At 71.1% G+C, this 24868-nt stretch carries 21 protein-coding genes and 1 riboswitch; of the genes, 10 read left to right on the top strand and 11 right to left on the bottom strand.

Translation table 11 applies throughout. The features are described from left to right. Nucleotides 1-11: 11 nt before the first annotated feature. Nucleotides 12-2495 carry a DNA helicase PcrA gene (gene pcrA / locus Q8A52_RS00400; protein WP_316747506.1) on the bottom strand — a complete coding sequence of 828 codons (2484 nt, stop codon included), beginning with the start codon at nt 2493-2495 and terminating at the stop codon, nt 12-14. A gap of 264 nt (nt 2496-2759) precedes the next feature. Next, nucleotides 2760-2931: riboswitch (cyclic di-AMP (ydaO/yuaA leader) on the top strand. An 8-nt stretch (nt 2932-2939) separates the two neighbouring features. On the opposite strand from pcrA, the gene Q8A52_RS00395 reads away from it, so the two are divergent. Together Q8A52_RS00395 and Q8A52_RS00390 are read left to right on the top strand one after the other, a co-directional pair. Next, a complete protein-coding gene (locus tag Q8A52_RS00395; protein WP_316747505.1) occupies nt 2940-4163 on the top strand; it encodes a C40 family peptidase in 1224 nt (407 codons plus the stop codon). Nucleotides 4164-4309: 146 nt separating this feature from the next. Further along, nucleotides 4310-5278 carry a tellurite resistance/C4-dicarboxylate transporter family protein gene (locus tag Q8A52_RS00390; protein ID WP_316747503.1) on the top strand — a complete coding sequence of 323 codons (969 nt, stop codon included), beginning with the start codon at nt 4310-4312 and terminating at the stop codon, nt 5276-5278. A gap of 6 nt (nt 5279-5284) precedes the next feature. Here the strand turns inward: Q8A52_RS00390 and Q8A52_RS00385 are convergent, their stop codons facing one another. Beyond that, nucleotides 5285-5638, bottom strand: coding sequence for a hypothetical protein (locus tag Q8A52_RS00385; protein WP_316747501.1), 354 nt, complete (start codon nt 5636-5638; stop codon nt 5285-5287). A gap of 359 nt (nt 5639-5997) precedes the next feature. On the opposite strand from Q8A52_RS00385, the gene Q8A52_RS00380 reads away from it, so the two are divergent. Then, nucleotides 5998-7077 carry a C40 family peptidase gene (locus Q8A52_RS00380; RefSeq protein ID WP_316748709.1) on the top strand — a complete coding sequence of 360 codons (1080 nt, stop codon included), beginning with the start codon at nt 5998-6000 and terminating at the stop codon, nt 7075-7077. A gap of 22 nt (nt 7078-7099) precedes the next feature. On the opposite strand, the gene Q8A52_RS00375 is transcribed toward Q8A52_RS00380, so the two are convergent. Next, on the bottom strand, nt 7100-7822 hold the full coding sequence (locus tag Q8A52_RS00375) for a response regulator transcription factor (RefSeq protein WP_316747499.1): 723 nt from the start codon (nt 7820-7822) through the stop codon (nt 7100-7102). Further along, entirely contained in the window at nt 7819-9147 is a 1329-nt protein-coding gene (locus Q8A52_RS00370) for an ATP-binding protein (protein ID WP_316747497.1), read from the bottom strand. Before Q8A52_RS00370 ends, Q8A52_RS00375 begins: the two co-directional genes overlap by 4 nt. Before the next feature lie 143 nt (nt 9148-9290). Between Q8A52_RS00370 and Q8A52_RS00365 the strand changes: the two genes are divergently transcribed. Both Q8A52_RS00365 and Q8A52_RS00360 read left to right on the top strand, forming a co-directional pair. Beyond that, the gene (locus Q8A52_RS00365; protein ID WP_316747495.1) at nt 9291-10694 is read left to right on the top strand and encodes a PspC domain-containing protein; all 1404 of its coding nucleotides are present in this window, start codon (nt 9291-9293) and stop codon (nt 10692-10694) included. Next, nucleotides 10681-10923, top strand: a complete 243-nt coding sequence (locus tag Q8A52_RS00360) for a hypothetical protein (protein ID WP_316747494.1) — start codon at nt 10681-10683, stop codon at nt 10921-10923. The genes Q8A52_RS00365 and Q8A52_RS00360 overlap by 14 nt, the downstream gene beginning before the upstream one ends. A gap of 15 nt (nt 10924-10938) precedes the next feature. On the opposite strand, the gene Q8A52_RS00355 is transcribed toward Q8A52_RS00360, so the two are convergent. Further along, entirely contained in the window at nt 10939-11469 is a 531-nt protein-coding gene (locus Q8A52_RS00355; RefSeq protein ID WP_316747492.1) for a DoxX family protein, read from the bottom strand. A 136-nt stretch (nt 11470-11605) separates the two neighbouring features. After that, nucleotides 11606-12895 (bottom strand): hypothetical protein, encoded by a 1290-nt coding sequence (locus Q8A52_RS00350; protein ID WP_316747491.1) that lies wholly within the window; start codon nt 12893-12895, stop codon nt 11606-11608. A 219-nt stretch (nt 12896-13114) separates the two neighbouring features. Between Q8A52_RS00350 and Q8A52_RS00345 the strand changes: the two genes are divergently transcribed. Beyond that, entirely contained in the window at nt 13115-13999 is an 885-nt protein-coding gene (locus Q8A52_RS00345; protein ID WP_316747489.1) for a DUF4429 domain-containing protein, read from the top strand. A 39-nt stretch (nt 14000-14038) separates the two neighbouring features. Here Q8A52_RS00345 and Q8A52_RS00340 read toward each other — a convergent pair whose 3' ends face one another. Then, complete coding sequence (locus Q8A52_RS00340) at nt 14039-14833, bottom strand: class II aldolase/adducin family protein (protein ID WP_316747487.1); 795 nt, start codon at nt 14831-14833, stop codon at nt 14039-14041. A 168-nt stretch (nt 14834-15001) separates the two neighbouring features. Here Q8A52_RS00340 and Q8A52_RS00335 point away from each other — a divergent pair, with 168 nt between their 5' ends. Both Q8A52_RS00335 and Q8A52_RS00330 read left to right on the top strand, forming a co-directional pair. Continuing rightward, the gene (locus tag Q8A52_RS00335) at nt 15002-15628 is read left to right on the top strand and encodes a hypothetical protein (protein WP_316747485.1); all 627 of its coding nucleotides are present in this window, start codon (nt 15002-15004) and stop codon (nt 15626-15628) included. A 62-nt stretch (nt 15629-15690) separates the two neighbouring features. Continuing rightward, complete coding sequence (locus Q8A52_RS00330) at nt 15691-16158, top strand: pyridoxamine 5'-phosphate oxidase family protein (RefSeq protein WP_316747484.1); 468 nt, start codon at nt 15691-15693, stop codon at nt 16156-16158. 18 nt (nt 16159-16176) lie between these two features. On the opposite strand, the gene guaA is transcribed toward Q8A52_RS00330, so the two are convergent. Continuing rightward, a complete protein-coding gene (gene guaA / locus Q8A52_RS00325; RefSeq protein ID WP_316747482.1) occupies nt 16177-17757 on the bottom strand; it encodes a glutamine-hydrolyzing GMP synthase in 1581 nt (526 codons plus the stop codon). 328 nt (nt 17758-18085) lie between these two features. Here guaA and Q8A52_RS00320 point away from each other — a divergent pair, with 328 nt between their 5' ends. Beyond that, nucleotides 18086-18373, top strand: coding sequence for a chorismate mutase (locus Q8A52_RS00320; protein ID WP_316747481.1), 288 nt, complete (start codon nt 18086-18088; stop codon nt 18371-18373). A 798-nt stretch (nt 18374-19171) separates the two neighbouring features. Then, a complete protein-coding gene (locus Q8A52_RS00315) occupies nt 19172-20194 on the top strand; it encodes an LAETG motif-containing sortase-dependent surface protein (protein ID WP_316747478.1) in 1023 nt (340 codons plus the stop codon). Between the two features lie 161 nt (nt 20195-20355). On the opposite strand, the gene Q8A52_RS00310 is transcribed toward Q8A52_RS00315, so the two are convergent. From Q8A52_RS00310 to Q8A52_RS00300, 3 genes are all read right to left on the bottom strand, one after another. Continuing rightward, the gene (locus tag Q8A52_RS00310) at nt 20356-22158 is read right to left on the bottom strand and encodes a GMC family oxidoreductase (RefSeq protein WP_316747476.1); all 1803 of its coding nucleotides are present in this window, start codon (nt 22156-22158) and stop codon (nt 20356-20358) included. A 33-nt stretch (nt 22159-22191) separates the two neighbouring features. Continuing rightward, nucleotides 22192-23817, bottom strand: coding sequence for a succinic semialdehyde dehydrogenase (locus Q8A52_RS00305; protein WP_316747474.1), 1626 nt, complete (start codon nt 23815-23817; stop codon nt 22192-22194). A 137-nt stretch (nt 23818-23954) separates the two neighbouring features. Continuing rightward, a complete protein-coding gene (locus tag Q8A52_RS00300; RefSeq protein ID WP_316747473.1) occupies nt 23955-24863 on the bottom strand; it encodes a serine/threonine-protein kinase in 909 nt (302 codons plus the stop codon). Nucleotides 24864-24868 lie beyond the last annotated feature (5 nt).

Genomic DNA, 24868 nt, shown 5'->3' with positions numbered 1-24868 from the left:
CTCCGGTGGGCCTACAGCTTCTCCACCGGGGCGTAGCGCAGCAGCAGCCGCTTCGGCTTCGTGTCGCCGAAGTCGATCGTTGCCTCGGCGTTCCCTCCTGTGCCCTTCACCGCGACGACCGTGCCGAGTCCGAACTGGTCGTGCGTGACCCGGTCCCCGACGGCCAGGGACACCACCGGCTTCTCCGCGGTCCGGCGCGTGGCGAACCCGGAAGCGCCCGACGCCGACGAGCGGGAGCGGGACGAGGACAGCGAGGCTGCCACACCGGAGGCCGGCCCGGAGGAGACCGGCGCCGCCCCTCCCGTCCGCTTCCACTGCACATGGGCGGGCGGGATCTCCTCCAGGAAGCGGGAGGGCGGGTTGTACGAGGGCTGCCCCCACGCGCTGCGCATCGCCGAGCGGGTGAGGTAGAGCCGCTCCCGCGCGCGGGTGATGCCGACGTACGCCAGGCGCCGCTCCTCCTCCAGCTCCTTGGTCTGGCCGAGGGCGCGCATGTGCGGGAAGACGCCGTCCTCCATGCCGGTGAGGAAGACGACCGGGAACTCCAGGCCCTTGGCGGTGTGGAGGGTCATCAAGGTGATGACGCCCGACCCCTCCTCGTCCTCGTCGGGGATCTGGTCCGAGTCGGCGACCAGGGCGACCTGCTCCAGGAAGTCGGCCAGCGTACTCCGCTCACCCTCCCCGCGCTCCTGCTCGAACTCCAGGGCCACGGCGGCGAGTTCCTGGAGGTTCTCGATACGGGTCTCGTCCTGCGGGTCGGTGGAGGCCTGCAGCTCGGCGAGATAGCCGGTGCGCTCCAGTATCGCCTCGAGGACCATGGCCGGTCCCGCGCCGGACTCGACGATCGTGCGGAGGTCCTCCATCAGCACGTTGAACCGCTTGACGGCGTTCGTCGACCGCGCCGCCATGCCGTACGCCTCGTCGACCCGGCGCAGCGCCTGCGGGAAGCTGATCTTCTCGCGCTGGGCGAGGGCGTCGATCATCGCCTCGGCGCGCTCGCCGATACCGCGCTTGGGGACGTTGAGGATCCGGCGCAGCGGGACGGAGTCCTCCGGGTTGGCCAGGACACGCAGGTAGGCCAGGACGTCCCGGACCTCCTTGCGCTCGTAGAAGCGGACGCCGCCGACGACCTTGTAGGGCAGGCCGACGCGGATGAAGACCTCTTCGAAGACACGGGACTGGGCGTTGGTGCGGTAGAAGACGGCGACGTCGCCGGACTTCGCCTCGCCCGCGTCCGTGAGGCGGTCTATCTCGTCGGCGACGAACTGTGCCTCGTCGTGCTCGGTGTCGGCGACATAGCCGGTGATCTGCGCGCCCGCGCCCGCGTTGGTCCACAGGTTCTTGGGGCGGCGGGACTCGTTGCGCTCGATGACCGCGTTGGCGGCGGAGAGGATCGTCTGGGTGGAGCGGTAGTTCTGCTCCAGGAGGATCGTCGTCGCGTCCGGGTAGTCCTCCTCGAACTGGAGGATGTTGCGGATCGTCGCGCCGCGGAAGGCGTAGATCGACTGGTCGGCGTCACCCACGACGCACAGCTCGGCGGGCTGGAGGTCGTACTCGCCGGGCGGTACGTCCACCGGGTGCTCGGCGGTGCCGACGAGCTCGCGCACGAGGGCGTACTGGGCGTGGTTGGTGTCCTGGTACTCGTCGACGAGGACATGGCGGAAGCGGCGGCGGTAGTGCTCGGCGACGTCCGGGAAGGCGCGCAGCAGGTTGACCGTCGTCATGATCAGGTCGTCGAAGTCGAGGGCGTTCGCCTCGCGCAGCCGCGACTGGTAGAGGGCGTAGGCCTGGGCGAGGGTCTTCTCGAAGCCGTCGGTGGCCTGGGCGGCGAAGTCCTCCTCGTCGATCAGCTCGTTCTTCAGGTTCGAGATCTTGGCGCTGAAGGACTTCGGCGGGAAGCGCTTGGGATCGAGCTCCAGGTCGCGGCAGACCAGGGCCATCAGACGCTTGCTGTCGGCGGCGTCGTAGATCGAGAACGACGACGTGAAGCCGAGCTTCTTGCTCTCGCGGCGCAGGATGCGCACACACGCGCTGTGGAAGGTCATCACCCACATCGCGTTCGCGCGGGGGCCGACGAGGTGCTCGACGCGCTCCTTCATCTCGCCCGCGGCCTTGTTGGTGAAGGTGATCGCGAGGATCTGGCCCGGGTGCACGTTCCGCTCGGCCAGCAGGTGGGCGATGCGGTGCGTGAGCACGCGGGTCTTGCCGGATCCGGCGCCGGCCACGATGAGCAGGGGGGAGCCGGCGTGCACGACGGCCGCGCGCTGGTTCTCGTTCAGCCCCTCCAGCAGCGCTGCGGCGTCGATCACCGGGCGCGCGGCGCCGTCGCGGTAGTACGCGTCCCGGTCCGGAGGCACGTCGAACTTCCCACCGAACAGATCGTCCGGAACCGGCTCCGGAGCGTGATCGTCCTCGGGCGGCGGCGGGGGTTCCTCCTCGCGCCCGTGAGGGGCCTGGAGGTCCGCCAGGAAGCTGTCGTCAAAGAGGCTGCTCATCGCTCTCCGAGTCTAGGGTGCCCCACCGACAATCGACCGCCGCCCCGGAAAACAGGACCGGCCCCGCGCGCGGGGGATCTTCCCGATGCATGAGCCGGACAACTGTCTCACGCTCCGGAAGCATGCTGTCACACGGGCGGAACTCTGCCTTCAGGTCACAAAAATGTATCGGGCATATCGCCCATCAACCTTCACACGGGCCACACCAGTTGGCTACCGTCTCGGGCGGGCCGTACGACCCCCACCGGCGAACGTCGCCGGACCGCGCGGCCTCCGCCGAGTCCGGTGCGCCGCCACGGCAGCCGGAGCCGGGGACCCAACCGACCTTGGGGTGAATCGGCCCAACCTCCCTCCGGAGCAAGGGCCGTAGGGCAACCCTTCCGAACCACCCGCCCGAACCCGACAGCTAACTCGGTAGGCGGAACGTGGAAGGAGTCGCCTCCCTTGGCGTCGCACCGCAAGTCGCGCCCCGCGAGTGCCCTGGTAACAGGCATACGCACCCCCGCCATCGCCACCGCCGCGCTCACCTCCGTGGCTCTGCTGTCCCAGACCGCCAATGCCACCCCCTCCGCCGACGGCGACAAGCCGAGCATCGAGGAGGTCGAGAAGAAGGTCGACGACCTGTACCGCCAGGCGGAGTCGGCGACCGAGAAGTACAACGCGGCCAAGGAGAAGTCCGGCAGTCAGCGCAAGAGCGTCGACTCCCTGCTGGACGACGTGGCCCGGCGCACGGACAAGCTCAACAAGGCACGTGAGGAACTGGGTACGTTCGCCGCCGCCCAGTACCGGACCGGGGCCGCCGCGCCCGACACCGCCACCTTCCTGCTCTCGGACTCCCCGCAGGACTACTTCGACCAGACCCAGCTGATGGGCCGGATGACCTCGCGGCAGAAGGGCGCGGTCGACGACTACATCACGCAGCAGTCGGCGACCATGAAGAAGCGGCAGGAGGCCGCCAAGAGCCTCCAGACGCTGACCGAGTCGCAGAACGAGCTGAAGACCGCCAAGGCCACCGTCCAGAAGAAGCTCGCCTCGGCTCGCGAGCTGCTGTCCAAGCTGACGGCGCAGGAGAAGGCCCGGCTCGCCGCGATCGAGAAGCAGAAGCAGGAGGAGGCCGCGCGCAAGGCCGCGGAGCTCGCGAAGAAGCAGGCGGCCGCGGAAGCGGCGAAGAAGGCCGCCGCCGCGAGTTCCTCGAGCTCCTCCGGTTCTTCGGGCTCCTCGGGCTCGTCCACCTCGACGGGTTCGACGGGTTCGACGGGGTCGACCGGTTCGACGGGCTCGACCGGCTCCTCCTCGGACTCCTCCTACACCACCAAGGCCGAGAAGGCGATCGCCTTCGCCCGCGCCCAGATCGGTAAGCCGTACGTCTGGGGCGCCACCGGCCCCGGCTCCTACGACTGCTCCGGCCTCACCTCGGCCGCCTGGCGGGCGGCGGGCGTCAGCCTCCCGCGCACCACCTACGACCAGGTCAACGTGGGCACCACGGTCTCGCTCACCAACGCCGAGCCCGGCGACCTGATCTTCTTCTACGACGACATCAGCCACGTCGGCATCTACATCGGCAACGGCATGATGATCCACGCCCCGAAGCCCGGCGCCTACGTCCGCGAGGAGTCGATCTACTACGGCGGCGAGTCGATCATCCACAGCGTGGTGCGGCCGGCGTGAGAGACCACCGTGGGGCAGGGGCGCGAGCGCCGCGGCCGATGTGAACCCGAGGCGCACGCGACCCTGTCCCGCACCCGCGCGTTTTTCCCGGCACGCGCGCGCGTGCCCCGCTCGCAAGGTGCGCACGGCTCCCTAGCATCGGGCCCATGCCCGCCTCCTCACCCCTTCGCGCCTGGTGGAAGCGGCGCCCGCCGACGGCCGGGGCCGCCGTGATGGCGACCGGCATCGTGTCGGTCGGGCTGCAGCTGGCGGGCTACGAGGCCCTGTCCCTGTTCGCCCTCGCGATGGCCTCGGTCGCCTGGCTGGCACTGGCCGTGGACTTCGCCGTGGGGCTGCTGCGGCAGCGGAGGCGCTGGGTGGCCGAGGCGCGGACGCCCGGCGCGCTCACCGCCGTCGCCGCGACCGCGGTGCTGGGCACCCGTTTCTCCGCACTGGGCCGGCAGGGCCTGGCCGAGGTGCTGCTCGCGCTGTGCGCGGTGCTCTGGCCGGTGCTGCTGTTCCTCGTCGTACGGCACTGGCACCGGCGCATGCCGGGCGCGGTGTTCCTGTGCTGCGTGGCCACGCAGGGGCTCGCCGTGCTCGCCGCCACGCTCGCCGCGGCCGAGGCGACGGCATGGCTCGCCCACGCTGCGCTCGTGCTGTTCTGGCTGGGGCTCGTGCTCTACGGGTTCGCCCTTGCCCACTTCGACGTGCGGCAGGTGATCGAGGGACCCGGGGACCAGTGGATCGCGGGCGGCGCGCTCGCGATCTCGGCGCTGGCCGGTGCCAAGCTGATCTCCGCCGACAGCGCGCGGCTGTACCTGTGGGACGACGACAACCTCGGCGTCCTGCGCGACACGACCATCGTGCTGCTCGTCCTCGATCTGACCTGTTACGTCGTCCTCCTGACCGCCGAGGTGGCGCGCCCTCGGCTGCGCTTCGACGTGCGCCGCTGGGCGACGGTGTTCCCGATGGGGATGACGGCGACGGCGACGCTCTCCGTCGCGGCCGCCCTCGGCATCCTGTGGCTGGAACGGCCCGGACGGGTGCTGGTGTGGATCTCCGTGGCCGTCTGGCTCACGGTCGCCGCCGGCGCGGTCCGGTCGGCCCGCGCCGGGTTCAGGGCCGCGCGCTGAGCCCGCTCACGTCCACAGCACGGCGATGAAGATGTTCGCCGTGGTCAGCAGGCCCACCAGACCGAAGAGGCGCTTGTCCACCGTCTCCTCGTCCCGCTTCACATAGACGAGCCCGAGGATCACGATCAGCAGGGCCAGCTTCACGCCGATCTTGATGGTGTTGACGTGGTGGCCGTCGGCCTGGTTGAGGCCGACCAGGATCACGCCGGTGACCAGCATGGTCAGCGCGCCGTGCAGCATTGCGGGGACGAAGCGGGCGGTGCCCCGGCCCATCGCCTTCATCTGGGTGAGGAAACCGCCGAGGAGCGCGGCGATGCCGATGATGTGCAGGCCGACGAAGAGATGGATGAGTACGTCCATGAGGCCGGAGCCTAATCCCCCGCATATATGCGCCCCATAGCACCCCACCGCCCCCGTGCACCACGGAACCGCCGCTTCGGTCATCGCACTGCGTGAAGACGGCGGCCCCGGCCCCCGATCACGCTCACATACGGTCACCGCAGAGTCCGATGCGGGCACTTCCATACATGACGTCACCGAGCCGACACCGTCAGGTTTAGCGTCCTCCACCAGGTGACCGGCTCCCCACCGCCGCCCGGGCCAGGGGCGGCAGTCGGCCACCCCCGCCGAGAAAGGTCCGGCGGCGGCCGGCTCCCCCTGTGCAGGCCGCCGCCGGACACGTAGCCGGCCAGGTCGTACGAAAGGACGTGACGGTCCAGGTGGCAGTGCACCGCAAGCCCCGGCAGCGCTCGCTGGGCGGCAACACCGCCCGCACGGCCGTGACCATCGCCCTGGCGGGCGCGGCCACGGCAACGGGCTTCGAGGGCATCGGGCACGCCGAGCCGCAGCTGACGCCGGCGCAGGTCAGGGCGAAGGTGGACAAGCTGTACCAGGAGGCGGAGGTCGCCACCGAGAAGTACAACGGCGCGAAGGAGAAGGCGGATTCGGCGGAGCAGCGGCTGAAGGCGCTGCGGGACGAGGCGGCCCGCAAGGAGGACAAGCTCAACTCGGCGCGCGACGCGCTGGGTTCCGTCGCGGCGGCGCAGTACCGCGCCGGTGGGCTCGATCCCACGGTGCAGCTGATGCTCTCCACCGATCCCGACCGCTATCTGGAGGGCACGGCGTTCGCCGAGCGGGTGGGCGACCGGCAGTCCCAGGCCGTGGCCCGGGTGCGCAAGCAGCTCCGGGAGATCGAGCAGTTGCGCGGTGCCGCCCATGTCGAGCTGGTGTCGCTCAGGTCACGGCAGGCCGAGCTGAAGCGGCAGAAGAAGACGGTCACCGGGAAGCTCGGCGAGGCGAGACAGCTGCTGTCCCGGCTGACGCCGCAGGAGCGGGCGGGGGTCACGACGGACGGCGGCGCGGACAGCGCGGCTGCCGCGGGCCACGCCTCGAGGTCGGCCTCGGACGCGCGGGACGCCCTGACCGCCTCCGGTTCCACCGCGGCCTCCAACTCCCGTGCCGCGGCGGCCGTCGCGTACGCCTACCAGAAGCTCGGCAGCCCCTATGTGTGGGGCGCGACGGGCCCGGACGCCTTCGACTGCTCGGGCCTCGCCCAGGCCGCCTACCGCTCCGCCGGCATCTCCCTCCCCCGCACCACCTACGCCCAGATCAACGCGGGCCGACGGGTCTCCCGCTCCGAGCTCCTCCCCGGTGACCTGGTGTTCTTCTACTCCGGCATCAGCCACGTCGGCATCTATGTCGGCAACGGCCAGATGATCCACGCCCCGAACCCGTCGGCGCCCGTACGTCTGGCCCCGATCGACGAGATGCCGTTCGCCGGGGCGACGCGGGTGGTGTGAGGCCCGCCGCGCGAGCCCCCGGTCACACCAGCCGACGTGCCGTCGCCCACCGGGTCAGCTCGTGCCGGTTGGACAGCTGGAGCTTCCTCAGCACCGCCGAGACATGGGACTCGACCGTCTTCACCGAGATGAACAGCTGCTTGGCGATCTCCTTGTACGCGTAGCCGCGGGCGATCAGCCGCAGCACCTCCCGCTCCCGCTGGGTGAGGCGGTCGAGGTCCTCGTCGACCGGCGGGGCGTCGGTGGAGGCGAAGGCGTCGAGGACGAAGCCGGCCAGCCGCGGGGAGAAGACGGCGTCGCCCTCCTGGACACGGAAGATGGAGTCGACCAGGTCCGTGCCGGTGATCGTCTTGGTGACATAGCCCCGGGCGCCGCCGCGGATCACGCCGATCACGTCCTCCGCCGCGTCCGACACGGACAGCGCGAGGAAGCGGACCGGCCGCTCGGTGTCGGCCATCAACGAGGCGCAGCGGCGCAGCACTTCGACGCCGCCGCCGCCCGGGAGGTGGACGTCGAGGAGCACCACCTCGGGCCGGGTCGCGGTGATCACCGTGACGGCCTGGTCGACGTCCGCGGCCTCGCCGACGACCTCGACGCCGGTCGTCTCGGTCTGGCCGATCTCGGCCTGGACGCCCGTACGGAACATACGGTGGTCGTCGACGAGGACCACCCGCACCCGACGCCCGGTCGCGCCGCCCCCCTCCGCCGCTCCCGCCGTGCCGTTCGCCTCGGTCGCGTCGCTCATGACGTCTTCTCCGCCCTCTCCATCTCCAGCTCGACCTCCGTGCCGCCGTCCGGCACCGCCCGCAGCCGGGCGGTACCGCCGTTGCGTTCCATGCGGCCGATGATCGATTCTCTGACGCCCATGCGGTCGGCGGGTATCGAATCCAGATCGAAGCCCGGACCGCGGTCGCGGACGGACACGAAGACCGTCCTGCCCTCGACTTCGGCGTAGACCTGCACGGCGCCGCCCTCGCCACCGTACTTGGCGGCGTTCACCATCGCCTCGCGCGCGGCCTGCATCTGTGCGGTGATCCGCTCGTCGAGGGGGCAGTCGCCGACCACGACGACCTCGATCGGGACGCCGTGCTTGTCCTCCACCTCGGCGGCGTTGCGCCGGACCGCGTCGGCGAGGCTGTCCGGTTCGTCGGCCTCGTCCTTGCCGGTGCCCTCGGGTTTGTACAGCCAGGTGCGCAGGTCGCGCTCCTGGGCGCGGGCGAGGCGGCGCACCTCGTTCGCGTTCTCCGCGTTGCGCTGGATCAGGGTGAGGGTGTGCAGCACCGAGTCGTGGACGTGGGCGGCGACCTCGGCGCGCTCCTGGGCGCGGATACGCATCAGACGCTCCTCGGAGAGGTCCTGGGTCATCCGGACGAGGTACGGCCCGGCGAGCAGCGTTATGCCGACGAGGACCGCGAGGGCGGCCTGGAGGACCGAGCCGAGGTGGGCGGCGGAGCCCTGCAGGACGAAGATGCCGGAGACGCCCGCCGTGACGAGCAGAACGCCTCCGCCGGTGCGCAGCAGAGTCAGGGTGCGGCGGCGGCTGCCGACCTCGACCCAGCGGGCCCGGCGGGCGTTGTCCGCCTGCCGCCAGACCAGGGCGACGCCCGCGCCGACCAGGACGGCGGGCAGGAGATACGCCTTGGCTCCGTTGCCCAGGTTGACGTTGCTGACGAAGACCATGGCCACGACGACCATGAGGAGCAGCGCGACGATCTGGCCCTTGTCCGGCTTGCGCGCGACGAGTCTGCGCCGACCGTCCGGCGAGGTCTCGGTGCCGACCAGGGACGGCGGCTTCTGGCCGCCGACCCCGCCGACGCCGAGCGGCACGAAGAACCAGAACGCGGCGTACAGCAGCGCGCCGAGGCCGTCGGCCATGAGCAGGCCGACGAACACCAGCCGCACCCAGATCACGGGCAGCCCGAGGTGCCCGGCGAGACCCCGCGCGACACCACCGAGCCAGCGGCCGTCGCTGCTGCGGTAGAGCTTGCGCGGTGGCCGCGGGTCGTCGATGGGCGCTGCTGCGGCTTCCGGCATGCCATCGATGGTCACACGGCCCGAGTTGCGGAGCATCAGGGTCTACCCCCGAGACTCCCCTGATCTTCGAAAGTCCGGCCGTCGAACGCCTCCCCCCGCGCCGCCTCAGGGCCGATATCAGGGTTCACCCAGGGTCATTCCGACTCCCGTCGCGGCGGCACGCCAGTCACCATGGACGCATGACAGATCACGAGCACGCCGCGACGGGTCCGGGACCCGGCCCCGGCCCGCGCCCCGCCCCGGGCGCCGGGCCGACGGATGCCGTGCCCGCCGCGGACGGGACGGCGCCCGGCGAGGGCGGTGCCGTCGAATCCCCCCGCAGGTTCCGCCGCGACCGGCGGAACAAGATGATCTCGGGGGTGTGCGCCGGGCTCGGGCGCCACACCGACATGGATCCCGTGATCTTCCGGATCACCCTCGCGGTGCTCGCCGCGGCGGGCGGGATCGGCCTCATCTTCTACGGTTTCGCCTGGCTCTTCGTGCCGTACGAGGACGAGGAGGAGAACGAGGTCCGCAAGCTGCTGACCGGACGGGTCGACGGGCAGGCCCTCGCGGCCGTGCTGTTCGCGCTGGTCGGCTGTGGAGTGTTCCTGACGATGCTGAGGAACGGTGGGGTGCTCACGTTCGGCGTCGTCCTCTCCCTGCTGCTCGCCGGCGCCGGCTACTGGTCGCGGCGGCGCGGCGCGCCCGACCCCGATCCTCTCGCCGCGCAGGCCGTGGCCGACGCCCCGCCGGAGGCCCAGGCGCCGCCGGTCCCCACCGCCTACCCCTCCTGGTGGCGCGACCCGATCGTCAAGGACGGTACGCACGACGGCGGCACCGGATATCTGTGGGGCCCCGGGGACTCGCGCGACCGGGACATCGCGGCGGCCGTCAACATCGGCCTCGGCAACTCCCGGAGCCATCGCGGGGACATACGCGGCCCGCGCAGCGGGCCCCCGCGGCCGCGCGGTCCGCGCTGGATCGGCGGCTGGGTCTTCCTGCTCGCCCTGCTGGCCGGCGGCCTGGGCACCGGCGCGACCTGGGAAGGGCATCCGCTGGGCACCAGCCTGCAGGCCGGACTGGCCTGTGCCCTCCTCGTCTTCGGCCTCGGCATCGCGGTCAGCGCGGTCCTGGGACGTACGGGCGCGGGGTCGGTGTTCCTGGCGATCATCACGGCGGCGCTGCTCGCCGGGGCGTCGGCCCTGCCCAAGGACATCACCACCCACTGGATACGCACGTCCTGGAAGCCGGCCTCCGTGGCCGAGGTGCAGCCGAAGTACGACCTCGGCACCGGCGAGGGCACCCTGGACCTGACCCGGGTGCACATCGCCAAGGGCCAGACGGTGCAGACGGGGGCCGCGGTGGGTGCGGGGCGGCTGCGGTTGATCGTGCCGGCGGATGTGACCGTACGGATGAGCATCGACGTGGGAGTCGGCGACATTCAGTTGCCGGGTGAGGACAAACAGGACGTGGACGTGGCACCGGGCAAGCACAAGGACGTGACGCTGACACCGGCGCAGGGCGGCAAGAACGCCGGGACGCTCGACGTCGATCTCGAAGTCGGTGTGGGACAGGCGGAGGTGAGCCGTGCTGCGTCATGAGTTCCAGCCCGGAAGGCTGGTCGCCGGTCTCTTCCTCACCGTCACGGGCGTCGTCTACGCCGGTGACGCGGGCGGCCTGTGGGAGACGCCCTGGTTCGTGGCCGTCCCCCTCGTCGTGGGCGGCCTGTGCCTGGCGGGCGCGGCGGCGGCCCTGACCCGGCTCATTCACGGACGGAGCGGTCCCGGCCGGACGAGCGCGGCGAAGACCGGACCCGACCTGCCGGGCTGACGATCACGCGAGGGGCTATCGGTAGCCCGCCGCCCGCTGCCGTCGCCGCGCGCGCAGCATCGAGTCCAGGGAGAGGTAGGGGGTGCCGGCGAGGACGAGAGGCAGCCAGGCCATCAGGTAGGCGAGGTCGTTGCCGTAGTAGTAGGGGGTGGAGGACCAGCTGACGGTCAGCCACAGGCTGAGCGAGATCAGCGCGCCGCCGAGTGCGGCGAGACGGCCGAACAGGCCGACCAGGACGCCGATGCCCACGGCCAGCTCGCCGAAGGCGATGGCGTAGCCGAAGCCGACCGGGTTCTTCAGGGCAAGGTCGACCAGGGCCGGGATGGCGGAGGAGTCGCGGACCGCGCGCATGGTGTCGCCGATCGACCCCGAGCCGCCCGACTTCATGAAGGCGCTGTCGGTCAGCTTGTCCAGGCCGGCGTAGATGAAGGTGACGCCCAGGAAGACGCGCAGAGGAAGGAGGGCATAGCGGGTGGCGGTGTCCCGCCAGTCCCGGTCGCCGTCGAGATAGGGGGTTTGCGTGTCCGTACGGATGCTGTGAGTCATCGTTCCTAGCCGCCTCTCGCCGCGTGCCGAGACCCCTTAACAGACCATACGTACGCCCAATGGGTCCGGCTCAACCTCTTGCGGGGGTTTTTCAGTCACCCGAGCGAGCGTAGTCCCGTTTGGTGATCGGCCGGTCTCAGTCCGTCACCTCGACCGTGCACCGGTTCGTGGCCGCGCCGGCCGCCGTGATCACCTGCACCTCCACGCACCCGGGTTCCACGTCCGCGGGTACCGGCACCGTCAGGACCGTGTCCGAGGGGTTGCTGAAGCCGCCGGTGACGGGGATCAGCGGGACGTGGACGTCGACCGCGCCGATGCGGACGACCATGCGGGAGAGCTGGTCGGCGCTCTGGGCGCCCGGTGGGACGAAACAGGCGCCGCGGATCTCGATGTCGTCGCCCGTGCGGATCGGCCCGTCCAGATCGCCGGCCTCGCGGGCACGGACGACGGAGAGGATCACCGGGCGGCCGCCCTCCGCGTACTTGCCGGCCAGGTAGGTCAGGGCGGAGACCAGGACCAGCACCGCGAGGCCCCACGGCAGGTCGGGCAGCCGGTCGGGACGGCGGGCCAGCCGTACGGCGGCGAACAGCAGGGCCACGGCGCTGATCACTACGTACTGGATGTCGGCGAAGGTGCCCCGGCCGGAGTCGTCGGTGAGCAGGTCGGCCGCGCGCGGGCGGGGTGCGCGTACCTTCTGCAGCCGCTGGCCGTGGATCCGCAGGCCGACCACGCGCCGTACGAGGACCGCGATGCCGCAGACCACGGCGAGGACGGTCACCATGCCCGCCCCGCGGGCGAGTTCCAGCCCGGAGATGAGCGCGTCGCGTTCCCTGTGGCCGGAGGCCGCGGCCAGGCGGCTCGCCAACACCAGGACCGCATACGCCACCAGCAGCACCCAGGCCATCGCCACGGTGCGCGAGGTGGACATGCGGTTGTCCTCGCCGATCACCGGCGCCAGCGCCCCGCCGCGCGCCCGGTGGAACCACGAGGCCCCGGTCAGGGCACCGGCCGCCAGCAGCGCGGCGAGCAGTCCGGCGGTGCGGGCGCTCGTCCAGCCCGCGCCGATCGCGGTCAGCGACTCCACCAGCAGCAGGAGGACGACGGCCGCCCACAGGACGCAGAGCGTGCGCAGCCACAGCCGCGCCAGCCAGGCATCACCCTCCGCCCGGCCGCGCTCGGCGACGGCCTCGGCGGACTGGGTCAACTCCTCGGAGACCCACTGCCGGGAGGCGGAGGCGGAGTGGGCCACCGCCGCGGGGAGACCCTGTCCGGCCGCGAACTCGTCGCGCTTGAGGAAGAATTCGGCGACGGCCCGCCGATGCCCCTCGCGCGCCCCGTGCGGGCAGTCCCCGCAGGTGCAGCCACCCCCGTGGGCAGCCCCGCGCGCGCCCGTCTCCGCGCCCTGCCTCGCAACCTGCACCGCCACGCCCGACGCCCGCCTTCCCCATGACCCACGACCCGACCCACGACCGACCCACGCCCCGGGGCACGGCCTGCGGCGCCCTCCGCGGAGACCGACTGTGACCGCGCAACTCCCATGCGACGACAGCGAATTGTGCCCTACGCCACGTCGCACCGGTCCGGCAGGTGGTCACCGCGGGTGAACTGCGCGCTGCCGTGTTGACCCGGCTGGGAGAATTTCGGTATGGCCGAGATCATCCAGCGGGACGGGACCTGGGCCTTCGACGGCAGCACGGTCCGGATCACACCGGGACTCCACCGCTCGGTACCGCTGTTCCGGCAGACATACGGAGAGATCGCCGTACCCCTGGAGGCCGTGGCGGGCGTGGTCTACGAGCCCGAGCGCAAGCGCGGCCGGCTGCGGATGCGGCTGCGCGAGGGTGCGGATCCGCTGTTGCAGGCCACGGGCGGGCGGCTGCCGGAGCCGGCCGATCCCTATCGGCTGATGGTGGACCTGGACCGGTCCGGGGTGGCCGAGTACGTCGCCGAGGAGATCCGGCACGCCCTCCTCCTCGACCAGGTTCCCAAGGAGCCCACCAAGGCCTATCTGCTGCCCGGGCCGCCGGTGCCGGTCTCGGTGCGATCCTCCGACGGCATGGTCTCCTTCGACGGCACCCAGGTCCGTATCGACTGGGCCGACACCTCGGACCGGGTCAAGCGGGCCACCGGGCCCCGGATCGTCAACGTCTTCGACCTGGCCGAGGTCGAGTGGCTGCCCAACTCCGGCTACGAGGACGGCCTTCTGCGCTTCGTGACCCGCGAGACGGTGTTCTCCAGGCTGCCGCCCGAGCGGGACCCGTACGCGCTCGACCTGTGGGGCAGCGTGCGCCGCGATCTGCTCACCGCGCTGGTCGCGGCCGCGGTCACCGCGCGGCTGCCGCATCCGTCCACCCGGGCCGGCGTCCCGTACACCGACCGGGACCGGCCCGCGGGCGCGGTGCCGCCGCCGGCCGACCACCACGACGTACTGCTGCGCCGGCTGCGGGAACTGGGCGAGCTGCACCGCGAAGGGGTGCTCACGGACGAGGAGTTCGCGATGACGAAGGCGGTTGTCCTGCGCGGGTTCTAGGGGGCCGGCGGCTGCGCGGGATGATCCAGACGACACCCCCTAGCTCAGCAGGTCGGGCTCGCTGCGGCTGATGTCCTGCCACAGCGGCTGGTAGTTGATCCAGGCCACCAGGTCGCCGCCGAGCTGTTCACGGGTCGCCGCCGCCAGTTTGTGCTCGATGAGCAGGGGGCGGCCCGCCGCCTTCGCCATCAACTGCACCTGGCAGGACTTCTCCATCGACATGAACCACCAGGCCGCCGCGTCCACCGAGTCGCCGACCGTCAGCAACCCGTGGTTGCGCAGGACGAGGGCCTTGCCGGAGCCGAGCGCGGCCGCGATCCTGCGGCCCTCCTCGATGTCGACGGCGACGCCCGTGTAGGCGTCGTACAGGGCGTGGTCCTCGTAGAACGCGCAGCTCTCCTGACTGAGGGGGTCGAGCAGGTCACCGAGCGCGGACAGGGCGCGGCCGTGCACCGAGTGGCAGTGGGCGACGGCGACGACGTCCGGGCGGGCGGCATGCACCTGGGCGTGCACGGTGAACGCCGCCTGGTTGACGTGGTAGCGGCCCTCGATCACCTGCCCGTCCTGGTTGGCGAGGACCAGGTCGCTGACGGTGACGTGCTTGAACGGCATCCCGAACGGGTTGACCCAGAAGCAGTCGGAGAACTCCGGGTCGCGTGCGGTGATGTGCCCGGAGACCCCGTCCTCGAATCCGGACCGGCCGAAGAGCCGGAGCGCGCCCGCGAGCCGTTCCTTGCGGTGCCGGCGTTCGTCCTCGAGCGACTCGTGCATCGGCGGCATCGCGAACTGCAGCCGGTCGGTGGGCAGCGGCAGGGGCGGGGTCGGCCCGTGCATAGGTCCTCCTGCACTGGGTTTTGCTTTACGTGCCGGAAGTTACCGTCGGTCAGCGCAGGAGAACAGAGCTGTTCTGTAAAGATGACGCCGCAACCGTTCCGGGGGCTCATGGGTCTGTGATGCGGAACCTGAAGTTCAGCAGCAGTTTTCAGCCACCCGGAGCCCTCCATGAGCCAAGCCGAACGCCATCTCAACAGCCTTGTGCGGCAGCTCGCGACCCGCCAGAACGTCGAACTGGTCCATCCCTTCGCCGAGCTCAAGACCTTGGGCGCGCTCGTGTACGTCGCGGAGTGCTTCGGCTTCCGCTACGCCGGCGTCCGCCTCGTCGGCCGGTACAAGGTGCTGCACGTCCATCTCGTACGCGATGCCGAGCCGTGGGCACAGCAGCGCGCGGCGACGAACGCGGCCACGTTCACGCAGGTGGGGGCGGGCGGCCCGGTGCCGGGCATGTACCTGAACTCGCTCACCCCGGTCCCCGAGGCCGAGGCGGACGTCGACCTGATCTGCGCACTCATCAGGTACGACGGCCTGGCCGAGGCCGGCAACCGGAAGCGGCTGCTGACGCTGGCCTGGGGCTCCGGGGCCCTGTTCCTGCTGATGGCGGTGATCACCGGCGTCTACGCCGTTCTGCTGCCGCTCGCCGTGCTGATGCCGGCGTGGTTGCTCGGCGCGCTCCGTATCAACACGGTCCGCCGCGCGAAGCTGGCCGGGCAGCTCACGGCGGCCGGGTGCACACCGGTGCGGGACCAGACGGGGCGGGAGCGGTACGTGCGGCCGGTGCCCTACGGGGTGTGACGTCCTCGGTGGCTGCGGATACCCGACAGAAGATGTCGGGTATCGGCGTGAGACTGGCCCGTATGAACTGGGCGGACTTCAGCACCACCGCACCCGAACTCGCGAAGATCGCCGAGGAGCGCTTCGGCGCGTTCCGGCACCACGTCCTCGCCACCCTGCGCAAGGACGGCTCCCCGCGCACCACCGGCCTGGAGGTCCGCTTCCTGAACGGCGAGCTGTGGCTCGGCATGATGCCGGGCTCGCTGAAGGCCCTCGATCTGCACCGGGACCCCAGGTTCGCGCTGCAGGCGAACCCGGGCCCGGACACCGCCATGGGCGGCGGGGACATCCGGATCGCCGGGCGGGCGGTCGAGGTCGACGACCCCGGGGTGAAGGGGGCGTACGTGAAAGAGGTGGAACCGCCGCAGCCGTTCCACCTCTTCCGCACCGAGCTGACGGAGGTCGTACGGACCTACGTCGAGGACGACAAGTACCTCGTCGCCCAGGTCTGGAAGCCCGGAGAGCCGGTGCGCACTCTCAAGCGGACATGACCTTCAAGGCCGGGAGGGCTACTCCCACTCGATGGTGCCCGGGGGCTTCGAGGTCACGTCGAGAACGACGCGGTTGACGTCACGGACCTCGTTGGTGATGCGGGTCGAGATGCGCGCGAGGACCTCGTACGGCAGGCGCGACCAGTCGGCGGTCATCGCGTCCTCGGAGGAGACCGGGCGCAGCACGATCGGGTGGCCGTAGGTGCGGCCGTCGCCCTGGACGCCGACGCTGCGGACGTCCGCGAGCAGGACCACCGGGCACTGCCAGATGTCACGGTCGAGGCCGGCCGCGGTCAGCTCCTCGCGGGCGATCGCGTCGGCGTCGCGGAGCAGGTCCAGGCGCTCCTTGGTGACCTCGCCGACGATGCGGATGCCGAGGCCGGGGCCCGGGAAGGGCTGTCGCTGGACGATCTCCTCGGGCAGGCCGAGCTCCTGTCCGACCATCCGGACCTCGTCCTTGAAGAGCTTGCGGAGCGGCTCGATGAGCTTGAACTCCAGGTCCTCGGGGAGGCCGCCGACGTTGTGGTGGGACTTGATGTTGGCGGTGCCGGTGCCGCCACCGGACTCGACCACGTCGGGGTAGAGCGTGCCCTGGACGAGGAACTCGACGGCCGGGCCCTCGTCGGCGATGATCTCGGCCTGCGCCTGCTCGAAGACGCGGATGAACTCGCGGCCGATGATCTTCCGCTTCTCCTCGGGGTCCGAGACCCCCTTGAGGGCGGTCAGGAACCGCTCCTCCGCGTCCACGACCTTCAGCTGCACGCCGGTCGCGGCCACGAAGTCCTTTTCGACCTGCTCGGTCTCGCCCTTGCGCATCAGGCCGTGATCGACGTACACGCAGGTCAGCTGGGAGCCGATGGCCTTCTGGACCAGGGCGGCGGCGACCGCGGAGTCCACACCGCCGGACAGGCCGCAGATGGCGCGCTTGTCGCCGACCTGCTCACGGATGAGGGCGACCTGCTCCTCGATCACGTTGCCCGTGGTCCAGGACGGGGTCAGGCCCGCACCGCGGTAGAGGAAGTGCTCCAGGACCTGCTGGCCGTGCGTGGAGTGCATGACCTCGGGGTGGTACTGGACGCCGTACAGCTTCTTCTCGTCGTTCTCGAAGGCGGCGACCGGGACGACGTCCGTGGACGCCGTGACGGTGAAGCCCTCGGGGGCGGCGGAACAGGCGTCGCCGTGCGACATCCACACGTGCTGCTCGGCCGGGGTGCCCTCGAAGAGGGTGGAGGACGTCCTGGAGACGTACATGTCCGTACGGCCGTACTCGCGGGCGCCGGTGTTGTCGACCGTGCCGCCGAGGGACTGCGCCATCAGCTGGAAGCCGTAGCACATGCCGAAGACCGGGACACCGGCCTCGAAGAGCTCGCGGTCCAGGCGGGGGGCGCCCTCCTCGTACACGGACGAGGGGCCGCCGGAGAGGATGATCGCCGCGGGGTTCTTGGCGAGCATCTCCGCGACCGGCATGGTGCTCGGCACGATCTCGCTGTAGACCCGCGCCTCGCGGACGCGACGGGCGATGAGCTGGGCGTACTGCGCGCCGAAGTCGACGACCAGAACGGTGTCGGGGGTGGCGGCAGCGGAAGTCGCTGATGACACGGGGTGCCTTCCGGCGGTTTGGGCGGGGGTCTGTGATGTCGATTCTAACGGGGCGGGCGTGGGGGGCGTCCCGTGCGCCGGGGGCTTGGCCCCCAGACCCCCGGCAGATCAGGGATGCGCCGTGGCATACTGACCGCATGCTCACGCAGACCACCTTCCTCTTTACCTATGGCAACCGGCCCGCCGGCTGCCATGGTCGTGCTGCTTGAGCGAAACGCCGAGCGACTTCCCAGGCGCCCCGGGCCGACAAGGCCCGGGGCGTCTGTCGTTTTCCGGGACCTGCCGTTCCTGGGCACCGCGTCCGATCCGATGAGGAGCCCCCCCAGACATGACCGTCACCCCCGCAGAGAAGACCGGCGCCCGTACCGCCGAGGCAGCCGATGTGATCACCGGTGCGCGTGAGCGCATCGACGCGCTCGACGACCGGATCATCGGACTGATCCAGGAACGGATGGCGGTGTCCGCCGTGATCCAGGAGGCCCGGATCACCTCCGGCGGGCGCCGGGTGAACCTCTCCCGCGAGATGGAGATCCTCGACCACTACCGGGAGGCGCTGGGCAAGCCGGGGACGTCCCTCGGCATGACCCTGCTCGAGCTGTGCCGTGGTCGTATCTGAGTTCGGGTCGGCACTCACCCGTACGGCGCGTGACCGGCCCGCGCACCGCTTCGTTGGTCCCGGTGTCCGTGCCAGCCAGGGGCGGGCCCGAAAGAACCACGCGTGGCTCGCTGGAGCGATGAGGCGTGCGGATCGTGCCGTGCGTCGTGGGACCTCGCTCCAGGAAGGTGACCGGACGGCAGGGGACAGCAGCCCGGTCATTCAAGAGAACGGTCGGCTCCGGGGACGCTCGGGGCCGACCGGCGGAAAATGCAAAAATGCACAAGGGCTGGGTCAAACGGTTGCGGAGGCCGCGTCCATCCAGCACGATGCGTAGCAAGCCCCCCAAGTCCCGGACACACAACCGCATTGCAATGCGCTGCCCGACCGCCAGAGGTCGAGACCATCCGCGCGCCCCGAATGCGCCGGGGCGCCGACCGAGGCGCACAGGGCAGATAGGGCAACAGAGAGCAAGCGGCGCAACCCCCCGGCGCCGCTCCCCGGGCACCGACGCTGCCCTGACGTCGGTGCTGACGGAGAAGGGCCCCGCGGCTCCGTCCCGCGGGGCCCTTCGCATGCCCTCTTCGCCCCTGACTTTCTCTCATCTCACGTGTGATCCAGGCCACATAAGAATCATGTGAGTGAACGTGCAACCTTTCACCCACCTCACTGATCAAACCTGCTGAATCAAAGAAACCGGTAAGAGCCGGTAAGAGCCGGTCACACAGCAGAACCAAGGGCCACACCCGCGCCCCACACGCGGAGCCCGCCTCCACTCCGTGCCGCCCACGGCGGCACGCCGGACTCCTCGAGGTCTCCATGAAGCTTCGCCGTGCCATGGCCGCAGCGGCCGCGACGGCTGTCATAGCCCCGCTCGCCCTCCTGTCCGCTCCCGCCGCCTTCGCGGACGAGTCCACGCCGCCCACGCCCACCGACACCGTGACCTCCGAGGCGCCGAGCGAGATTCCGAGCGACACGGCCTCCACCAGCGCACCCGAGACCGAGACGCCTCCTCCCGCCACCGAGACCCCGGGCGTCGACGCCTCCGCCTCGGTGACCCCGAGCGGCAGCGCGAGCACGTCCACCGAGCCCGAGCCCTCCGAGTCGGCCGAGCCGAGCGAGGACCCGTCGGACCCGGATGTGCCGTTCTGCGAGGACCTCGACGAGAACTTCGGCGACGCCAAGGTGTCCGCCGACATCAAGGGTCTGCCGGGGAAGATCGTCGCGGGTGACGGCTTCCACAACTTCAAGCTGGTCGTCACAAACGACTCCAAGGCCGACGTCGAGGGCGTCGCCTTCTACGCCGAGGTCGAGAACTACGAGCTCGACGAGTCGAAGTTCCTCAGCCCGTACGTCGACCTGGAGTTCAAGAACCCCGAGGACGGCTCCTGGGACCGCATCGGCAGCGACGACTGGGCCGGCGACTACTTCTTCTACGTGGCGAAGCTGAAGTCCGGTGCGAGCCAGTCGATCGACCTGCGCGTCGGCATCGACGCCAAGGCCCCGGCCGGCGACGCCTACTCCTTCGGCTCCGGCGCCTACCTCGACAACGTCAAGGGCCAGGACTGCATCGCCGAGGGCTGGGCCCAGTACGACTTCGAGGTCCTGAAGGCCGGCTCCTCGAACCCCGCGCCGGGCGACGCCACCCCGAGCGACAACGGCAGCAAGGACTCGCCGAAGAAGCCGCAGGGTGACGTCTCCGACCTGCCGACCGGCAACCTCGCCGAGACCGGCTCCAGCTCCGCGCTGCCCGTGCTCGGCCTCGTCGGCGGTGTCGCCGTCGTCGCCGGTGCGGGCGCGGTGTTCGTGGTGCGCCGCCGGAAGACCGCGGCCGGCGCGTAACCGGTCCACCGACGCGCAACCGGTCCACCGGCGCCCAGCCGGTCGGCCGGCCGTAACCGGTCCGCACGGACAAGAGAGGGACCTGCGCCCGGAGGGGGGCGCAGGTCCCTCCTTCTCTGCCGTGCCGTGGCTTTCCCCGCCGTGCCGTCGGCCGCTGCGGGCTACTTCTTCGGCGGTACCGCCGGCATCCCCAGGAACGGCAGCCGCAGCGCGCCGAACGCGTCCGCCGGGACCACCGGGTTCGCCGGCTCCACCGGCTTCAGGCGTTCGTACGCCGCGCCCTGCGCCGGGCGCGGGTCCGCCTCGCCCTTGTTGGGCCAGTACGACATCGCCCGCTCGGCCTGCGCGGTGATCGTCAGCGACGGGTTGACGCCCAGGTTCGCCGACACCGCCGCGCCGTCGACCACCGAGATGCCGGGGTGGCCGTACAGCCGGTGGTACGGGTCGATCACACCGGTCTCGGGTGAGGCGCCGATCGGACAGCCGCCGAGGAAGTGCGCGGTCAGCGGGGTGCCCATCAACTCGCCGACGTTGCTGCCCGCGAAGCCGTTGATCTCCGTGGCCAGCGCCGAGGCCGCCTCCGAGGCCGCCCTGATCTGCTTCGGGTTGGGCGCGCCATGGCCCTGGCGGGCGGTGAGCAGGCCCTTGCCCACGCCGTTCGGCTTCAGATACGTCGTCAGGGAGTTGTCCAGCGACTGCATCACCAGACCGATGATGGTCCGCTCCGACCAGCGGCGGTTGGACAGGGAACGGGCCACCAGGACCGGGTGCCGGGCCGCGTTCGCCAGCCAGGCCAGGACGCGCGAGGAGCCCTCGGCGTACGGGACCTGGAGGATCGACATACCGCCCATCGCGTTGGAGCCCTTGCCGTAGCGGACCGGTTCGATGTGCGTGTCCTCGTCCGGGTGGATCGAGGAGGTGATCGCCACACCCCGGGTGAAGTCGGCCTTCGTGCCGTGCGCCTTGCGGTAGCGCCGGTCGTCGGTCTGCGCGCCCACCAGCGCCTCGGAGTTGGTGCGGGTCAGATCGCCCAGCCGGCCGGAGAGGTGGGGCAGCCGGCCGTTCGCCTTCATGCGGTGCAGCAGCGTCTGGGTGCCGTAGGTGCCGGCCGCGATGACGACCCGCCGCGCGGTGAAGGTGCGCCCCTTGCCCTTCTTCTTCTCGTCCGTCGGCAGGGCCGCGACCGCGTATCCGCCCCGGGAGTCGTCGGTGACGGACACGACCGTCGTCATGGGGTGGACCACCGCGCCCGCCTTCTCGGCGAGGTGGAGGTAGTTCTCGTTGAGAGTGTTCTTCGCGCCGTGCCGGCAGCCCGTCATGCACTCGCCGCACTCGGTGCAGGCCTTGCGGGACGGGCCCGCCCCGCCGAAGTACGGGTCGGCGACCTCCTCCCCCGGGCGCGTCTTCGACTTCCCGTCGGCGTCGTCGCCGTCCCCGAAGAACACGCCGACCGGCGCCATGTGAAAGGTGTCGCCCACGCCCAGCCGCTGCGCCGCCGCCTTCAGATGCACGTCGGACGGCGTCATGGTCGGGTTGAGCCGTACGCCGAGCATGCGGCGCGCCTGGTCGTAGTACGGCTTCAGCTCCTCCTGCCAGTCCGTGATGTCCCGCCACTGCGGGTCGTCGAAGAAGGCCTTCGGCGGTACATAGAGGGTGTTGGCGTAGTTGAGCGATCCGCCGCCCACTCCGGCGCCCGCCAGCACCATCACATTGCCCAGCAGATGGATGCGCTGGATGCCGTACATGCCGAGCCTGGGGGCCCAGAGGTAGTTCTTCAGGTCCCACGAGTTCTTCGGGAGGGTGTCGCGGGTGAAGCGGCGGCCGGCCTCCAGGACGCCGACGCGGTAGCCCTTCTCGGTCAGGCGCAGGGCGGTCACGGACCCGCCGAACCCCGATCCCACGACGATGACGTCGTAGTCGTACCCGTCCTCGTCCCGGGTCTGGACAGACTTCTCCTGCGACACGTGCTGCTCTCCTCGTTGAGAACGGGGTTCTGTCTAGCGGAAGCGGAACGCCTTCATCAGCCGGAGGCTCCGGCTCATGAACTGCGCGTACTTCTCGTCGTCCATGCCCAGCGACGGAGCCATCGGCAGCAGCCGCTGCTGGGCGACGGTCTGGGCCTCGGTGTACTTGAGGATGCCCTCGGAGCCGTGCCGGCGGCCGAGGCCGGAGTCCTTCATCCCGCCCATCGGGGACTGGACGCTGCCATAGGCCGGGGCGTAGCCCTCGTTGACGTTCACGGTGCCGGTGCGCAGCCGGGAGGCGACGTCGCGTCCGCGTCGGCCGTCCTTCGTCCAGACCGAGGAATTGAGGCCGTACGGCGTGGAGTTGGCGGCATCGACGGCCTCGTCGTCGGTCTTGAAGCGGTAGATGGAGACGACCGGGCCGAAGGTCTCCTCCGCGCACACGGCCATCGGGGTCTCGACGCCGTCGAGGATGGTCGGCTCGAAGAAGTACGGGCCGACGTCGGGTCGGGCGACCCCGCCGGCGACCAGCCTGGCGCCCTTGGCGACGGCCTCCTCGACATGCCGCTTGACGGTCTCCAGCTGCCGCTCGCCGACCAGCGAGCCCATGTCGGCCCCGTAGGCCAGGGACCTGCCGAGCCGCATGGCCTTCGTACGGGCGGCGAAGCGCTCCAGGAAGGCTTCGGCGATCGACTCGTGGACGTACAGCCGCTCGATGGAGATGCAGAGCTGGCCCGCGGAGGAGAAGCAGGCGCGGACCGCGCCGGCCGCCGCCTTCTCGATGTCGGCGTCCTCCAGGACCAGCATGGCGTTCTTGCCGCCGAGTTCGAGGGAGACCCCGACCAGGCGGGCGGCGGCGCCCTGGGCGACCTCACGGCCGGTGCGGGTGGAGCCGGTGAAGGAGACGTAGTCGGCGTGCTTGACGACCTCCGGGCCGACGACCGGACCCTCGCCGAGCACGACCTGGAAGACATCGGCGGGCAGGCCGGCCTCGATCAGCAGGTCCCGGGCCCACAGGGCCGTCAGGCAGGTCTCGGTGTCGGGCTTCATGACCACGGCGTTGCCCGCGACGAAGGCGGGCAGGGCGTCGCCGACGGAGAGCTCGAGGGGGTAGTTCCAGGGGGCGATCTGGCCGACCACACCGCGCGGGTGGCGCAGCTCGGTCACCCTGGTCAGGGTCGGCATGGCACCGGCGTGCCGCTTCGGCCCCAGGTAGGCGGGCGCCTTGCGGCCGTAGTGCCGGGAGGCGACGGCGACGGCCTGGACCTCCTCATGGGCGTGGAGGCGGGCCTTGCCGGTCTCCAGCTGGATGAGGTCGAGCACCTCGGCCTGGCGCTCGAGGACCAGGTCGTGGAAGCGCAGGAGGACGGCCGCGCGCTCGCGTACCGGCCGCTGGGCCCAGACGGCCTGGGCGGCACGGGCGGCCTCGAAGGCCTTGGCCACGTCCTCGGGGGTGGACTCGGGCAGATCGGCCAGCTTCTCGCCGGTGAAGGGCGTGTGGTTGGCGGTACGGCCGGAGCCGACCACGCCCTTGGTGAGCTGGGCGACCAGCTCCGGGGTGACCACGTCGGCGGCGGTACGGGCGCCCGCGGGGGCGGGGGCGAGGGGATTCGTGCCAGTGATTTCCGTGGCCTGTTCCGGGGCCTGCGAGTCGGTCATGAGGCGCAGGGTATGCCGGGGCGGGAGCTTTGGGTACCCGCCGGTAACGGGGATTCACGGACCGCTCACACACCGCCAGTGACCACTGGCAGCAAATGCGCTGATCAGGGGTTGTGCGGCGACGATCGTCCGGTGATTCAGTGCGCTTCCGGTTTTTTCGGGAGGAGCAGGCCGAGAGCGGTGAGGAGGGGGCGCCGCGGTGGGGGTGTCATGTCGGGCGCGGGTACGGGCGCCGGTATCCGCACGGGCTCCGGCTCGGGTACGGGCTCGAGTACCGGCGGCGGCGAGGGCACCCCGGCGATGTCCTCCAGTACCGCCGCCACCTCCTCCGCTCCCGGCCGCTCCTCCGGCACCTCCGCCCGGAGCCGCGCGAGCAGCGCCGAGAGCGATCCGGCGTGCTCATGGTCGTGGTCCACGGCGGCGTGCAGCAGGGCGCCCAGGGACCAGAGGTCGGAGGCGGGCCCGGCGCCGCGCCCCGCCAGCTGCTCCGGGGCGACGAAGCCGGCGGTGTCGCCGGGGACGGGGCCGTGGCCGATGCCGAAGTTGGTGAGGACCACGCGGTCGGTGCCGGATTCCAGGAGGACGTTCTCCGGCCTGACGTCACGGTGCACGATGCCGACGGAGTGCGCGGCGCGCAGGGCACCGAGGACGGCGAGCCCGACCCGCGCGGCCTCGGTGGGGTCGAGGAGCCCGCGTTCGAGGGCCGCGCGGAGCGACTCCCCGTGGACGAACTCCATGACGATCCAGGGAAGTCCGTCCTCGACCACGACCTCGTGGATGGAGAGGGCGGCGGGATGGTCGACGCGGGAGGCGGCCCGCGCCTCGTGGTGCAGCCGGTGGACGCCCCTGCGGTGGTCCTCGTCCTCCGGGTCACCGGCGAGCCGGAGCTCCTTGACGGCGACGTCCCGCTCCCCCGCCTCGTCGCGCGCCCGCCACACGGTGCCCGTCGTGCCGGAGCCGATGCGCTCGGTCAGCCGGTAGCGCCCGCCGACCAGAAACCCGTCGGATTCGCGTCCGTCGGGCGCATGTTCGCCGCCTTCGCTCATGCCTC

The sequence above is a fragment of the Streptomyces herbicida genome (genome assembly GCF_032656585.1).
In the GTDB taxonomy this organism is placed as follows: Bacteria; Actinomycetota; Actinomycetes; order Streptomycetales; family Streptomycetaceae; genus Streptomyces; species Streptomyces herbicida.
Note: the sequence above shows the minus strand (reverse complement) of the source record. Positions and strands in the feature narration are given on the sequence as shown.

Excerpts from the sequence above, each read along its gene's own strand:
- Q8A52_RS00315 (WP_316747478.1), top strand. The coding sequence starts at position 19,172 with ATGAAGCTTCGCCGTGCCATGGCCGCAGCGGCCGCGACGGCTGTCATA.
- Q8A52_RS00305 (WP_316747474.1), bottom strand. The coding sequence starts at position 23,817 with ATGACCGACTCGCAGGCCCCGGAACAGGCCACGGAAATCACTGGCACG.
- Q8A52_RS00320 (WP_316747481.1), top strand. The coding sequence starts at position 18,086 with ATGACCGTCACCCCCGCAGAGAAGACCGGCGCCCGTACCGCCGAGGCA.
- Q8A52_RS00375 (WP_316747499.1), bottom strand. The coding sequence starts at position 7,822 with ATGAGCGACGCGACCGAGGCGAACGGCACGGCGGGAGCGGCGGAGGGG.
- Q8A52_RS00300 (WP_316747473.1), bottom strand. The coding sequence starts at position 24,863 with ATGAGCGAAGGCGGCGAACATGCGCCCGACGGACGCGAATCCGACGGG.
- Q8A52_RS00365 (WP_316747495.1), top strand. The coding sequence starts at position 9,291 with ATGACAGATCACGAGCACGCCGCGACGGGTCCGGGACCCGGCCCCGGC.
- Q8A52_RS00385 (WP_316747501.1), bottom strand. The coding sequence starts at position 5,638 with ATGGACGTACTCATCCATCTCTTCGTCGGCCTGCACATCATCGGCATC.
- Q8A52_RS00335 (WP_316747485.1), top strand. The coding sequence starts at position 15,002 with ATGAGCCAAGCCGAACGCCATCTCAACAGCCTTGTGCGGCAGCTCGCG.
- Q8A52_RS00390 (WP_316747503.1), top strand. The coding sequence starts at position 4,310 with ATGCCCGCCTCCTCACCCCTTCGCGCCTGGTGGAAGCGGCGCCCGCCG.
- Q8A52_RS00370 (WP_316747497.1), bottom strand. The coding sequence starts at position 9,147 with ATGCTCCGCAACTCGGGCCGTGTGACCATCGATGGCATGCCGGAAGCC.
- Q8A52_RS00345 (WP_316747489.1), top strand. The coding sequence starts at position 13,115 with ATGGCCGAGATCATCCAGCGGGACGGGACCTGGGCCTTCGACGGCAGC.
- pcrA (WP_316747506.1), bottom strand. The coding sequence starts at position 2,495 with ATGAGCAGCCTCTTTGACGACAGCTTCCTGGCGGACCTCCAGGCCCCT.
- Q8A52_RS00355 (WP_316747492.1), bottom strand. The coding sequence starts at position 11,469 with ATGACTCACAGCATCCGTACGGACACGCAAACCCCCTATCTCGACGGC.
- Q8A52_RS00330 (WP_316747484.1), top strand. The coding sequence starts at position 15,691 with ATGAACTGGGCGGACTTCAGCACCACCGCACCCGAACTCGCGAAGATC.
- Q8A52_RS00340 (WP_316747487.1), bottom strand. The coding sequence starts at position 14,833 with ATGCACGGGCCGACCCCGCCCCTGCCGCTGCCCACCGACCGGCTGCAG.